The organism is Maricaulis sp., from assembly GCF_030149235.1.
GTDB lineage: Bacteria > Pseudomonadota > Alphaproteobacteria > Caulobacterales > Maricaulaceae > Maricaulis.
In genome coordinates this window covers 1-13,682 of the sequence record NZ_JASBRW010000061.1, presented here as the reverse complement: position 1 = coordinate 13,682, position 13,682 = coordinate 1, and the positions used below count along the sequence as shown (strand labels likewise).

Genomic DNA, 13,682 nt, shown 5'->3' with positions numbered 1-13,682 from the left:
CGGGGGTTAGAGGGCCGGACGGCGGACAAGGTCCGGCGTCAGATCATTCAGGCGGGTTGCGCCGCACAGGGCCATGTCCCGCTCCAGACTGGTGATCAGGAAGTCCAGGGCCTTGCTGACGCCGGCCTCGCCTGCGGCCCCGAGGCCATAGAGATAGGGCCGGCCGACGGCGACAGCACGCGCGCCGAGCGCCAGCGCCTTGATGATATCAGTGCCGCGCCGAATACCGCCATCGAGGATGATCTCGATCTGATGGCCGACGGCCGCGGCGATGTCCGGCAGGGTGTCGATGGTGGCCGGTGCCGTGTCGAGCTGCCGCCCGCCATGATTGGAAATCCACACCGCATCGGCGCCGATATCGACACAGCGCCGCGCATCATCGGCGCGGGCAATGCCCTTGATCGCGAAAGGCCCGCCCCAGGCATCCTTCATCCACTTCGCATCCTCCCAGGTCACCGTACGGTCGAACTGGCGATTGAGATACTGGATGATGCCGTCGCCCTGGGGATCAAGATCAGTGTAGTTCGCCGGGCTGATGGTCGGCGTGGTCAGCATGTCGAAGAGATAACCCGGGCGCGCCAGGACCTGGCTCACCGTCGTGGCATTGATCTTGGGCGGGATGGTGAAGGCGTTGACATGATCGCGTTCGCGGTTGCCGGCCACGGGGACGTCGACGGTCAGGATCAGACCGGCAAAACCAGCCGCCCGGGCGCGCTCCAGGGCCGCCTCGACCAAGTCGCGGTCCTTCCAGACATAAACCTGGAACCATTTCGGTCCGTCGGTGATGGAGGCGATATCTTCGATCGAGGTCGAGGCCAGGGTTGAAAGGCCGTAGATGAGCCCGGCCTTGTCGGCGGCCCGGGCGACGGCGGCTTCACCGCCGCGCGGGCTGAACAGGCGCTGGGCTGCTGTCGGCGTGACGATCACCGGGGCGTCACACGCCGATCCCATCACCGAGGTCTTCAGGTCGATTTCGGAAATATCGACCAGCGCCTTCCACAAAAGCTTGTAGTCGGCAAAACGGCCAGGATTGTCCTGCAGGGTGACTTCGTCGTCCGCGCCGCCATCGATATAGTCGAACACCATGCGGGGCAGGCGCTTGCGGGCCAGTCTGCGCAGATCGCCGATATTATTGACGTGGTCGAGAGCGGACATGCGGCGAAACTTGCGCGCGCCGCGCCGTCGGTCAAGCCGCCGGGGCCTCGGACATATTTTTAATCACCTTGATTTCCGCGTGCGGGCGAATGCCGAAGAAGACGGCGTAGACCACCGGTACCGCGACCAGGGTGAGCACGGTGGCAAAGGTCAGACCGCCGATAATGGTAATCGCCATGCCCTGGAAGAAGGCGTCGAACAGGAGCGGGGTCATGCCGAGCACGGTTGTGGACGCGGCCAGCAGCACCGGGCGCAGCCTGGACACGGATCCGTCACGGATCGCAGCATAGGGGTCACTGCCTCGGGCGATGCGCAGATCAATCTCGTCAACAAGGACGATGGCATTCTTGATCAACATGCCGGACAGGGAGAGCAAGCCCAGGAGGGCGGTGAAGCTGAAGGCGATCTGGGTCACCACGAGACCAATCACCACACCATTGAGAGCCATCGGCACCACAGCCCAGATGATCAGCGGCTGGCGCACCTTGGCGAACAGCATGAAGGAGATGGTCAGCATGATCACAATAGTGAAGGGCAATTGGCTGCCCAGCGCCGCATTGGCGTCTCCCGAGCTTTCAAACTCGCCGCCCCATTCCATCGTGTAACCATCAGGCAGGTCGATCGCCTCGATGACCGGACGGAAGCGGGCAAAGCCTTCCGATGCGGTCTCGTGCTTGTAGGGATTGGCCCGGACGGCGATGGTCCGGACCCGGTCGCGGCGCTGGATCAGCGCCTCCTCGGCGCCGAGATCGAAGCGCGAGACGATCTGCGCGATCGGCACATAGGCATTCTGAGCCGGGCTCCAGACCAGCCGGTTGGACAGGTCGGACGTGTCGGCGCGTTCGCTTGCCGGTGCGCGGGCAATGATCGGGATCAATTCCTCACCTTCACGGTAGACGCCGACCCGGGCACCCTCGGTGGCGAAAACCAGAGCATTGGCGATGTTTTCCCGCGTCACGCCAATCGTCTGGGCCCGCTCCTCGATCATCACCGGGCGGATGACCGGGGTGAGGTTGCGCCAATCGGTGCGGATGTCGACGAGATCGGCTTCGCTATGCAGCGCGGCCATGGCGTCATCAGCCAGACGTCGCAGAATCGCCGTGTCGGGCCCGGAGAAGCGCGCTTCCAGTTTTGCCCCGACTGGCGGGCCGAAGACGATGCGGTCAACGCGGATGGTGATGTCCGGATAGGTATTCTGGACATGTTGCAGGATACGCTCGCCGAGCTCCGGAATGTCGTCCAGCGAACGGGTCCTGACGATGATCTGGGCATAGGAGGTCGACGGTTGTTCGGAGGCGTAGGTCAGCATGAAGCGCGTCGCGCCGCCGCCGATGAAAGTGTCGAACTGAGCCGTCTCGGGCTGTTCGCCGACAAATCGCCCGATCGCCACGGCATGGGCCTCATTATCGAGAATATCGGTGCCTTCCGGGTGTTCCAGATTGACGTAGAAGAGCGGTGTATTGGTTTCCGGGAAAAAGGACTGGCGGACCTGGCCAAAGCCGGCATAGCACAGCACGGTAATCGCCAGCAGACCGAGCATGACCATCCAGCGCCGGGCCAGCGCCCCTTCCAGCAGGACGCGGAAGGCCCGGAACAGGCCGCCGGAATAAACCTGGGCTTCGTCCAGCTCGTCCGGCTCGGCCGAGGCGGCCTTCTCGCGCTGGGCGGAGAAGAGATGAAAGCCGATCAGCGGCACGACGGTTACCGCCAGGACCCAGCTCAACAGCAGGGAAATGGCGATCACCGCAAACAGCGAGAACAGGAATTCACCCGTCGCATCAGGCGATAGTCCGATGCCGGCAAAGGCCATGATGCCGATCACCGTGGCGCCGAGGAGCGGCCATTGCGTCGCCTTCACCGCATTTTCGGCCGCATCGAGTCGGCGCTGGCCGCGCATCACGCCGGTCAACATCCCCTCGGTGACGACGATGGCATTATCCACCAGCATCCCCATGGCGATGATCAGCGCGCCGAGCGAGATGCGCTCCATCTCGATGCCGAACATGTTCATGAAGAAAACGGTGCCGGAGACGGTCAGTAAAAGAACCGAGCCAACGGTCAGACCGGCCCGCCAGCCCATGAACAGGCAAAGCACGCTGACCACGATCGCGACCGACATCGCCAGATTGACCAGGAAGTCGTTGATCGCACGATCGACGACGACGTGCTGCTGGTAGATCGGGTGCAGCTCTATGCCCAAAGGCAGGTCTGCCTCGATTTCGGCCAGGCGCGCCTCTACGGCGCGGCCGACATCGACGATATTGGCGGTCGCCTGCCCGGCAATGCCGATGGTGAAGGCGTGGGTGTTGTTATGGTAGACGATCCGGTCCGGGCGTTCGACCTCGGTGCGCCAGACGGTGGCGATGTCTGACAGGCGCAGGGTTTCACCGGCATTGCGCGGTGTGATGAGCAGGTTCTCGATGGCATCGACACCGCTCAGCGTCTGGGGAATGTCGAGGCGAACATAGCGGTCGCCCATGGCGGAAGCGCCGGCGGAGACGACCGTGTTCTCCCGGCCCAGTTCCGACAGCAATTGTTCATAGGACAGCCCGATGCGGGACAGCTCGTCCTGCGCGATCTCGATATAGATGCGCTCTTCCGGTTCACCCTCTACGGCGACCTTGGCGACGCCGTCGACGACAAGGAGCTCGCGCCGCAGGGTCCGCGCGACGGCCCGGATGCGGTCATTGGAATAGCCCTCTGCGGTGATGGCGTAGAACAGGCCATAGGTGTCACCGAAATCATCAAAGACGACGGGGTTGCCTGACCCCGGCGGCAGGCTGGGCACGGTATCGCGGACCTGGGCGCGGACCTTGGTCCAGATGTCTGGCAGCTCATTGCCATCGAATGTATCTTCGATAACGACATGGATTTCCGACATGCCGGGCGAGCTCTCCGAGCGGATCTCGCGCACCTCGGCCAGTTGCTGCAAAGCGATTTCCAGTCGCTCTGTGACCTCTTCCTCCACCTCCAGCGCCGTTGCGCCGGGATAGGGCGTGAAGATGATGGCTTCCTTGATGGTGAAAGCCGGATCTTCCAGACGGCCGACATTGTTGAAGCCGTGCAGACCACCCAGCAGGCAGAACAGGATGATGATCCAGGTCAGGACCGGTTTCTCGATCGAGATCCGGGCCAGGGAGAGGGCGGCCGAGTTCGCGCTTTGCATGGCGTTTGGTCCTAGCCTGTGATGGCGCCGTCGATCAGCGGGCGGACGGCCATGCCGTCATAAAGAGCGTAGACCCCGGCGGTAACGATCTGTTCGCCGCTGCTCAGGCCCGCGGTCACGGCGACATCATCACCTTCAATGGCACCGGTTTCGATCGCGCGTTGAACGACCCGGCCCGTTTCGGCGTCGAAGACGTAGACGAGCGGTTCGCTGTCGGCGTTATAAGCCACGGCGCTGACCGGGATGCGGATCGTGGCGGCACCGCGCGTCGGGGCGCGGAATTCCGACCAGACGGTCGCGGTCATACCCGGCAGGATATTGGCTTGGATATCGCTCGGCAGGGCAAGGATGGCGCGATAGGTCTGCGAGGCCGCATCCGGTTCGGACACCAGTTCGCGCGGCTCGAGGGCAAAGCGCTGGCCGGGCAGGAAGGAAAAGCCGGCTTCGATCCGCACCAGATCTTCCGCATCAAAAGTGGCCACCATGTCCTCGGTTACCGGGATGGAGACCCGCAGTTCGCTGACGTCCTGCAACCGGGCCACCGGCTGACCCGGGGCGACGATGGTGTAGTTGTCGACCAGCCGGCGTGAGACGATGCCGTCGAAAGGCGCTTCCAGGCGGGCGTATTGCAGATTGCGTTGGGCGTTTTCGAGCGCAACGACTGCCAGGTCGTACTGGGTTTCTGCCGCATCGCGCGCGGCGGCCGAACTGATACCGCGGTCAAACAGGGTCTGCTGGCGCTCGTAATCGGTCCGGGCCTGGTCCAGCTGCACACTGGCCTGGCGCTCGGCGCGCAGGAAATCGGCCAGGTCGAGCTCGGCGATCAGCGTGCCCGTCGTAATGTCGAGGCCGTCTGTGACTGGCAGGTTGGCCAGCTGGCCACCAACCTGGAAGGCGATGTCGACCGTGCGGACCGCTTCGACGCGGCCGACGAATTCGTGCTGGGTCTGCGGGCCGCGATCTTCCACGGTTTCGACCTGTACGAGGCGTGGCGGCGCCGCGCTGTCGACGGCGTCGGGGCTGCAGGCGGCCAGGGTCAGGGCGACGAGGGCGGCGAGGGGCAGGGCGTTGCGGATCATTGGAACAAGTCCTCGGACATGGCGATGAGCCGGGCCTTCACGGCTGCCCGGTCTGCATCTGTAAACTGCTTGAATTTGATCAGGTCATTAAAGCTCAACCCGTCGATCACGAGGAGCAGGATCAGGGCCTGGATCGGATCATTAGAGGCTTCGCGAATACGTTCCCAGAGGCGCTGATTGAGCGCCCGGGCCGGGTCAAGAAGGTGCGGCTGTTCGGCGCTGGCTGCGAGCAGGGCGACCGGCAAGTCGCTTTCCAGATGCCGCTTGTCGGCGATGACGCGCAGCCAATGCGAAGCGACAGGCTCGCCAGCTTTCCGGGCAGCCGTTTCAGCGGCCTCGAGGTCGTGTTCGATGGCGCCCATCAGGCGGGCAACCATGCCCTCGAGCAAGGCGATCTTGGAGGGGAAGTGGTAGAGCACGCCGCCCTTGGAGAAGCCGCTACGCGCCACAACCGCGTCAATCGTCAGACGGCCCGCACCTTCTTCGGTCACGACAGCTTCGGCGGCGTCGAGAATGGCCTCTCGGGTATTGGGCTTGGAGGATTGGGTGTCAGGCATGCAGGAACTCCGTTGTTGCGCTGCACATAAACCGTCCAGACGGTACAGTCAATACCGTCCAGACGGTACAGTTGATGTTTTTCAAGAAAACTTTGAGAACCGGAATCCCGTACGGGAAGCTCTGACCCGCTAAGTTATTAAATCCATGGTTTTAATCATTGGAAATGCGCGCTTTGAGCCGTAGAGGCCTTGGCTCGCTTGGCATAGAGACTTGCCCGGGGCGCTCCTCATCGGAGCGCGAGATCAAGGGCGATCCTCATGAGTGTATGGCGCATGGTCGTGCTGGCTGGCCTGGCGGCCGCCGGTCTTCATTCCTCTCCGGCAGAGGCCTATGGCCGTGACGGGCATCGGATCGTCTGCGAGCTGGCCTACAGCCTGATGACCGAGGCGGCCCGGGCCGAGGTGGACCGTTTGATGGCCGCGGACCGGATCTATGAGACCTTTCCGGAAAGCTGTTCCTGGGCCGATATTGTCCGCGGCACCATTATCCGCGAGAGCGCGCCTTGGCATTACACCAACCAGCCGCGCGATGACCGGACGATCGATGAGGGCGATTGTGCCGAGGATGGCTGCATTATCAGCGCCATCAACATGCATGCCGAGCAATTCGCCAATCGCTCCAATGACGCGGAAACCCGCCTGCAGGGGCTGAAATTCCTGGCCCACTGGATCGGCGACATCCACCAGCCGCTGCACGTGTCCATCGAGGGCAATCGTGGCGGTAATGACATCCCGGTTCTCTGGCGCGGCGAGCGTCACACCAATCTGCACCGTGTATGGGATAGCGAGATCATCCTCGACTATATGAGCGAGACCTGGCCCTGGGTCCCGGAGCGCGAACGCTGGCGCTATTTCATGGAAGAGCTTGCGGCTGATATCCCGCTCGCTCACTCGACGGTCTACACTGCGGTCGACCCGATCGCCTGGGCGCAAGAGAGCCATGACATCGTACGGTCGCGTGATTTTGGTTATCTCTGGGCCACCGAGGACAACATGATCGAGCCGGGCGATGCCTATTACGAGCGGGGCTTGCGCATCAGCCGCCAGCGCCTGCAGTTGGCTGCGGTGCGTCTGGCGGGCGTGCTCAACACGCTGACGGCACCGGCCGAAGGCGGAAGCGTGGCTGGTCCGGCGCTGGACTGACGCAGTGGCTGCCGTGGCTTGATTGTAACATCAGGGCCACGTCTTCCGGTTTGCGCTCGCACAGGCCCTGCTTTGGCTTGTGGACAGCCTTGAGTTTTGGTTAACATCCCCCGGCGGGGCCGCTATATAGGCCATGCGCAAGAAGGGGTTGGCGTGAGCGAGTTCGTGCAAAACTTTGCCATTGAGCTCGGGGCAGTTGTGCTGTCCGCGAGCCTTTTGGCATGGGCGATCTTCTCGATCTGGCGCGAGCGCAAGTTGGCCCAGGCCGACAAGAAGACAATTGAAACCCTTCGCTCCAAGCGTTTTGCCAAATACGCAAAGGCCCAGGAGGCCTATCAGAGTTTCCGCGAGAAGCTGGAGAAGAAGAATAACGGCAACACCGTTATCATCGACCTGATCCATGATCTCGGCGACGATTTCGTCGGCCGCGACAAGGCTGAACAGCAAATCACTTTCGACGAGGCTTTCGAGGCGGTGGCTGCCATTCGCGGCGCCACACCGCGGACCCGCATCCTCGTTGTGCTGCATACGCTGGGAGGCTATGCGCGCCCGGCCCATATGATTGCGTTGGCCCTGAAACAGCATCTGAAAAAGGCCAAGCGGCACAATCCCAAGAGCGATCCGATGGTGATCGCTTATGTGCCCTATGTGGCCATGTCCGGCGGAACCATGATCGCCTTGTCCGCGGACCGTATCACCATGGATGCGACCGCCGCGCTCGGCCCGATTGACACCATTTATGGCGGTTTTCCGTCCGAGGCCTATGAAGATCTGATCGAGCGCAAGGGGGTCGAGGCGACGCAGGATGTCCTCGTCATGCTCGCCCACGAAGCCAAGAAATACGACAAGTACGCTGCCAAGGTGGCCCGTCAGATCATCAACCAGGCGCATAAACTGCCCGGCGATGATCCCAACCGCCTCGCCAATTATCTCACCTCCGGCCAGCTCTCGCATTCCGAGTCGATCTCGCCGGAAAGGGCCGATGAGCTTGGCATTAATGTCTCTACCCGCATTCCTGAAGAGATTTATGGTCTCGTCGATGCGAGAATCCGCATGATCCAGACCAAGATCGAGGAAGAAGAGCGCAAGGGTGATGGCGGCAGTGGTGGCGATCATTCCGATCCGGAAAAGCCCGAGGCCGCGCTCGAGACCATGATCGCACGCGAGCTGGGGGTGTCGCCGCGGCTGTGATCGGGGCTTGAAACCCGTCCGCGAAACGCCACCTTGGCTCCGCAATCTCCAGCCAGTGGAAGCCCCATGCCGAGTAAAGCCGAACAGTATGAAGAGGTCCGCAAACAGATCCGTTCTGTGGTGACCGGTGAGACCAGCGAAACCGCCCGCTATGCCACGGCCGCCTGCCTGTTGCGGGAAATGTTTGGTGAGCGTTTCTTCTGGACCGGTTTCTATATTGTTGACCCGGCCAAGCCGCGCGAGCTGGTCGTGGGGCCCTATCAGGGCACGATGGGCTGTCTGCGCATTCCCTTCGGCAAGGGCGTCTGCGGCGCTGCAGCGGAAACCGGCGAGACCCAGCTGGTAGAAGACGTGCACGCCTTCCCCGGCCATATCGCCTGCGACAGCCGCTCCATTTCCGAGATTGTCGTGCCGGTCAAGGGGCGCGACGGCCAGCTGGCCGCTGTGCTCGATATCGACTCGACCAAGTTCGGCGCCTTCGACGCGCAGGACAAGGCCGGGCTGGAAGCGATCTGCGCGGAACTTTTGACGGCTTAGTGGAGCAGCACGAGGTCATTCTCGACGGCCGCGCCGTCAGCTATGCGCTGAAGTGCTCGCGCCGGCGCACGATCGGCTTTGCCATCAATGAAGACGGCTTGCGGATCACCGCACCTCAATTCGTGTCCGGTCGCGAGATCGAGCGCGCGCTGGAAGCCAAGTCGGGCTGGATCTTGTCCAAGCTGGACAAATGGGCGGCTCGCCCGAAAGCCCCCGAACTGAGTTTCGAGAGTGGTGAGGACCTGCCCTGGCTCGGGGACAGGCGTCAACTGGTGGTCGAAGCGCGCGGTGTGCGCACCAGAACCGCGCTGGAAGAGGACATAATCCGCGTCAGCATCGACCCGCAACTGAGCGGGGATCTGCGCCGGACCACGATCCGCAATGGGCTGGTGCGCCTCTACAAGCGTGAGGGTGAGGCGCTGATGGCCCCCAAAACGCAGGCCTTTGCCGATGCGCTGGGCCGGCGCTTGCGCAAGGTCGTCATTCGCGAACAGAAATCGCGCTGGGGGTCCTGCGCTTCGGACGGGACCATCCGGCTCAACTGGCGGCTGATGGGGTTTCCCGTCGAGGTGATCGACTATGTCTGTGCCCATGAGGCAGCGCATCTCGTGCATCCCAATCACTCGAGGGAATTCTGGCAGACGGTCGAGGCGATCTGCCCGGACTGGAAGCTCCGGCGGGACTATATGCGGGCCAAGTCCAACAGCCATGTCTACTTCTGACCGGTTTTGATTTCAGCGCTAAAGAACAAGGCCGGCCCCGTCGGGGCCGGCCTTGATCGAACTGGGCTGAAGTAATGTTCACCCCTCGTCTTTCAGGTGGCGGTCGAAATATTCGAAGATATCCGTCCACATATGCACCTGCCGGGCTTCGCCGCGCACGCCGTGGCGCTGACCCGGATAGGTCATCATCTCGAACTGGTAGCGACGTTCCTGCATTTCAGCATAGAGCCGCACGGAGTTGGCGAAGATGACATTGTCGTCGGCCATGCCGTGGATCAGGAAGAGCGGCGTCTCGTAATTGTCGAGATGGGCAAAGGCGGAGCCTTGTTCATAGCCTTCCGGATTGTCCTGCGGCGTGTCCATGTAGCGCTCGGTATAGGCGGTGTCGTAAAGCGCCCAATCGGTCACCGGTGCACCGGCGACGCCGGCGGCGAACTCACCGGGAGCCTGCAGCGTCGTCATGATGGTCATATAGCCACCATAGGACCAGCCCCACAGGCCAACGCGGTCGGCGTCGACATAGTCGAGGCTCTTGAGGAAACCGAGGCCGAGCAATTGGTCCTCGACCTCGGCCTGGCCCATACGGCGATCCAGATGGGCCTCGAAGTCGCGGCCGCGATTATAGGCACCGCGATTATCGATGGCGAAATAGACATAGCCGCGCTGGGCAAACAGCTGCGCCCGTGTGCCTTGCCAGCCGCGATGGACGACCTGGGCATGCGGCCCGCCATAGACGTACTGCACGGCCGGGTAGGTCTTGGTTGGATCGAAGTCGGCTGGAAGATACAGATAGTAGTGCAGCTCGGTGCCATCTGCCACGGTCAGCGTGCCGTATTGCGGCGCGATATGATCCTCGGCGAACTCGAAATAGGGATGGCCCTCAACGAGCGCATTTTCCTCGATCCAGTTGAGGTGATTGCCCTCAATGTCATAGAGGCCGGTCTGCGGCGGCGTCACCGGGTTCTGATAGCTGCCGATAAAGGCGGTCGTGGTGGAATTGAAAGTGCCCGACCAGCGGCCTTCGCCGGTGGTGATTTGCGTCGGAGCGGCGGACCCATCGATCGGCACGACATAGAGATGGCGCTCAAGCGGGGTCTCCATCCAGCCGGTGAAATAGACCAGGCCATTATCCTGATCGATGGCGTTGAGATTATTCACGACCCATTCGCCCGACGTCACCTCATTAATGACGCTGCCATCGGCGGCCAGGTGACGGATGTGGCGGAAACCGCCGGGCGTGTCCTCGGTTGTCAGGATGACGCTGCCATCGGCCAGAGCACGGAAGTCATCGCTGATATTGATCCAGACATCGGTGCTCTCTGTATACCAGTCCTCGGCCGTACCGGTTTGGGGGGCGACGGCACGAATGGTGAGCGCGTCCTGCGGTCGGTTGAGCACCTGGACGTATGCTGCCGAGCTGTCCGCGGCCCAGTTGACGCGGGCGAGGTAGTTCTCGTCCGTATCGGCCAGATAGACCTGGCGGCGGCTGCCGGTTTCCAGGTTCAGCATGAAGAGTTCAACGCGGGCATTATTGCGACCGGCACGAGGATAGCGCTGGTCGACGACATTTGCCGAACCGTCAGCGCCGATTTCAAGGCGCTCGATATTATCAACCGGGCTCTCATCGACACGGGCGATAGCGATGTAGCGCTCGTCCGGAGACCACCAATAGCCGGTCCGACGGGAGAGCTCTTCCTGCGCGACGAACTCCGCCATGCCCCAGGACACCAGACCGCCTCCGGTCGTGGTCAGCGCCTGCTCTTCCCCGGTCGCCAGATTGGTGATGTACAGATTCTGGTCGCGAATGAAGGAGACATAATTACCGGCCGGAGAAATCCGGGCGTCGGTTTCAAACGCCTCGGTCTCCATCACGCGGGTGGCGTCACCGCTTTCCACGTCGACATAGAAGACATCGCCATCGATCGGCACCAGGATGGCCTCGCCCTGACTGTCCCACTGGTAGCGGACAATGCCGCTGGAGGAGATCCGGGCCCGCTCGCGCAATTGCCGTTCCGCCTCGGTCAGTTCCCGCTCTTCCGGCGCCAGAACTCGGCTGTCGACCAGCATGTAGGGCTCGCCGCCGTCCGCATCCATCGCCCACAGATCCAGTACGGTGCGATCATCTTCCTTGGCGCGCAGGAAGGTCACGCGCGACCCGTCCGGCGAGAAGGTGAGGGCCCGCGGGCTCGGTCCGGTCAGGGACGGGCTGGCGAAGGCGCGCTCGATCGACAGGGCCGGCTCCGAAGCCGGTTCCGGTGTCGTGGTTTCAGTCTGGCAGGCGGTCAGAGCGAGGCCGGCCGTAAGCACGGCTGCGGCGATACGGATGGACATATGATCTCCCCAGGAATGTCTGGCGGAGAACTTAATGGTATCACCAGCCGACGCAAAGCATGATCGCTGCACGCCTCAGGGCATTGCTCTTGCGCCCGCGCTCCGCTAAACGGAGCGACCTTTCGCATTCCCCCGCTACGCAAAGAGATTCGACGCCATGTCCGCCTATCAATACGTCTACCATATGGACAAGCTGTCCAAGACCTATCCGGGTGCTTCCAAACCGGTCTTCCAGGACATTTCCCTGCATTTCCTGCCCGACGCCAAGATCGGCGTGGTTGGCGTCAACGGTGCGGGTAAGTCGACCCTGCTGAAGATCATGGCCGGTATGGACACCGACTTCACCGGTGAGGCCTGGGCGGAAAAGGGCGTCAAGGTCGGCTATCTGCCGCAGGAACCGCAACTCGATGAGAGCAAGACGGTGTGGGAAAACGTCATTGAAGGCTCCGAGCTGAAGAAGCTTGTCGACGATTTCAACGCCGTCTCCATCAAGCTGGCCGAAGACTATTCCGACGAGCTCATGGCCGAGATGACCGAGCTGCAGGAAAAGATCGACGCGTCTGACGCCTGGGACATCGACAGCAAGATCGAAATGGCCATGGACGCGCTGCGCTGCCCCCCGTCGGATTGGGCTGTGACCGATCTCTCCGGTGGTGAACGCCGCCGCGTGGCGCTGTGCCGCCTGCTGCTGTCCGAGCCGCACATGCTGCTGCTCGACGAACCGACCAACCACCTCGACGCTGAAAGCGTGCAGTGGCTGCAGCACTATCTGGAAGAGTTCAAGGGCGCCGTCCTGGTCGTTACCCACGACCGTTACTTCCTCGACAGCATCACCACCTGGACGCTCGAGCTCGATCGCGGCCGCGGCGTGCCTTACCAGGGCAATTACTCCGCCTGGCTGGAGCAGAAGGCCAAGCGTCTGGAGCAGGAAAGCCGCGAAGCCGGTTCCAAGCAGAAGGCTCTGGCCCGCGAACTGGAATGGATCCGTTCCTCGCCGAAAGCCCGTCAGGCCAAGTCCAAGGCGCGTATCAAATCCTATGAGGAAATGCGCGACGCGGCCGAGCGCCAAGAAATCTCAACGGCGCAGATCACCATCCCGCCGGGCCCGCGCCTGGGCGGTGTCGTGGTCGAGGTGGAGAACCTCAAAAAGGGTTTCGAGGACAAGCTCCTCGTTGACGGCCTGTCCTTCAAACTGCCGCCGGGTGGCATTGTCGGGGTCATCGGTCCGAACGGGGCCGGTAAGTCCACCCTGTTCAAGATGATCACCGGTCAGGAAAACCCGGACGAAGGTTCGATCCGTGTCGGTGAGACCGTCAAGCTGGGCTATGTCGACCAGTCGCGTGACCATCTCGACCCGAACAAGACCGTCTGGGAAGAGATTTCCGGCGGCAATGACATGATCGAGCTGGGCGGCAAGGAAGTCCCGTCGCGCGCCTATGTCGGTACCTTCAACTTCAAGGGCGGCGACCAGCAGAAGAAAGTCGGCCTGCTTTCCGGTGGTGAGCGCAACCGCGTCCACCTCGCCAAGATGCTGCAAACCGGTGGCAACCTTCTCCTGCTCGATGAACCGACCAACGACCTCGACGTCGAGACGCTGGCGGCGCTGGAGCAGGCGCTGGAGAATTACCCGGGCTGCGCCGTGGTCATCTCGCACGACCGTTTCTTCCTCGACCGCCTCGCCACCCACATCCTCGCCTTTGAAGGCGACAGCCATGTGGAATGGTTCGAGGGCAATTTCGAAGACTATATCGAAGACAAGAAACGCCGCCTGGGCCCGGATGCGGACATGCCCAAGCGCATC

Annotated in this window: 10 protein-coding genes; 5 read left to right on the top strand and 5 right to left on the bottom strand. The window is 62.3% G+C overall.

What is annotated here, in order from left to right:
- Positions 1 to 6: 6 nt before the first annotated feature.
- Genes Q1V51_RS09195 through Q1V51_RS09180 form a run of 4 tightly spaced genes read right to left on the bottom strand, consistent with a single transcriptional unit; the run spans position 7 to position 5,957 of the window.
- A complete protein-coding gene (locus tag Q1V51_RS09195) occupies positions 7 to 1,155 on the bottom strand; it encodes an alpha-hydroxy acid oxidase (RefSeq protein ID WP_300555599.1) in 1,149 nt (382 codons plus the stop codon).
- A 31-nt stretch (positions 1,156 to 1,186) separates the two neighbouring features.
- Positions 1,187 to 4,321 (bottom strand): efflux RND transporter permease subunit, encoded by a 3,135-nt coding sequence (locus Q1V51_RS09190; RefSeq protein WP_300555597.1) that lies wholly within the window; start codon positions 4,319 to 4,321, stop codon positions 1,187 to 1,189.
- Between the two features lie 11 nt (positions 4,322 to 4,332).
- Positions 4,333 to 5,400 (bottom strand): efflux RND transporter periplasmic adaptor subunit, encoded by a 1,068-nt coding sequence (locus Q1V51_RS09185; RefSeq protein WP_300555595.1) that lies wholly within the window; start codon positions 5,398 to 5,400, stop codon positions 4,333 to 4,335.
- Complete coding sequence (locus Q1V51_RS09180) at positions 5,397 to 5,957, bottom strand: TetR/AcrR family transcriptional regulator (RefSeq protein WP_300555593.1); 561 nt, start codon at positions 5,955 to 5,957, stop codon at positions 5,397 to 5,399. Before Q1V51_RS09180 ends, Q1V51_RS09185 begins: the two co-directional genes overlap by 4 nt.
- Positions 5,958 to 6,215: 258 nt before the next feature.
- Between Q1V51_RS09180 and Q1V51_RS09175 the strand changes: the two genes are divergently transcribed.
- The 4 genes from Q1V51_RS09175 to Q1V51_RS09160 all read left to right on the top strand — a co-directional run bounded on the left by Q1V51_RS09175 (position 6,216) and on the right by Q1V51_RS09160 (position 9,550).
- On the top strand, positions 6,216 to 7,100 hold the full coding sequence (locus tag Q1V51_RS09175; protein WP_300555591.1) for a S1/P1 nuclease: 885 nt from the start codon (positions 6,216 to 6,218) through the stop codon (positions 7,098 to 7,100).
- A gap of 153 nt (positions 7,101 to 7,253) precedes the next feature.
- Complete coding sequence (locus Q1V51_RS09170) at positions 7,254 to 8,291, top strand: hypothetical protein (RefSeq protein WP_300555589.1); 1,038 nt, start codon at positions 7,254 to 7,256, stop codon at positions 8,289 to 8,291.
- A 66-nt stretch (positions 8,292 to 8,357) separates the two neighbouring features.
- The gene (locus Q1V51_RS09165) at positions 8,358 to 8,828 is read left to right on the top strand and encodes a GAF domain-containing protein (RefSeq protein WP_300555587.1); all 471 of its coding nucleotides are present in this window, start codon (positions 8,358 to 8,360) and stop codon (positions 8,826 to 8,828) included.
- Positions 8,828 to 9,550, top strand: coding sequence for a SprT family zinc-dependent metalloprotease (locus Q1V51_RS09160; protein WP_300555585.1), 723 nt, complete (start codon positions 8,828 to 8,830; stop codon positions 9,548 to 9,550). The genes Q1V51_RS09165 and Q1V51_RS09160 overlap by 1 nt, the downstream gene beginning before the upstream one ends.
- A gap of 78 nt (positions 9,551 to 9,628) precedes the next feature.
- Here Q1V51_RS09160 and Q1V51_RS09155 read toward each other — a convergent pair whose 3' ends face one another.
- Positions 9,629 to 11,881, bottom strand: coding sequence for a S9 family peptidase (locus tag Q1V51_RS09155; RefSeq protein ID WP_300555583.1), 2,253 nt, complete (start codon positions 11,879 to 11,881; stop codon positions 9,629 to 9,631).
- Positions 11,882 to 12,038: 157 nt separating this feature from the next.
- On the opposite strand from Q1V51_RS09155, the gene ettA reads away from it, so the two are divergent.
- Positions 12,039 to 13,682: energy-dependent translational throttle protein EttA (gene ettA, locus Q1V51_RS09150; protein ID WP_300555581.1), on the top strand; the 1,644-nt coding region annotated here is incomplete at its 3' end.

Bases quoted from the DNA above. Each gene is read 5' to 3' on its own strand.
- Q1V51_RS09180 (WP_300555593.1), bottom strand. From the start codon at position 5,957: ATGCCTGACACCCAATCCTCCAAGCCCAATACCCGAGAGGCCATTCTC.
- Q1V51_RS09175 (WP_300555591.1), top strand. From the start codon at position 6,216: ATGAGTGTATGGCGCATGGTCGTGCTGGCTGGCCTGGCGGCCGCCGGT.
- Q1V51_RS09190 (WP_300555597.1), bottom strand. From the start codon at position 4,321: ATGCAAAGCGCGAACTCGGCCGCCCTCTCCCTGGCCCGGATCTCGATC.
- Q1V51_RS09155 (WP_300555583.1), bottom strand. From the start codon at position 11,881: ATGTCCATCCGTATCGCCGCAGCCGTGCTTACGGCCGGCCTCGCTCTG.
- Q1V51_RS09185 (WP_300555595.1), bottom strand. From the start codon at position 5,400: ATGATCCGCAACGCCCTGCCCCTCGCCGCCCTCGTCGCCCTGACCCTG.
- Q1V51_RS09165 (WP_300555587.1), top strand. From the start codon at position 8,358: ATGCCGAGTAAAGCCGAACAGTATGAAGAGGTCCGCAAACAGATCCGT.
- Q1V51_RS09195 (WP_300555599.1), bottom strand. From the start codon at position 1,155: ATGTCCGCTCTCGACCACGTCAATAATATCGGCGATCTGCGCAGACTG.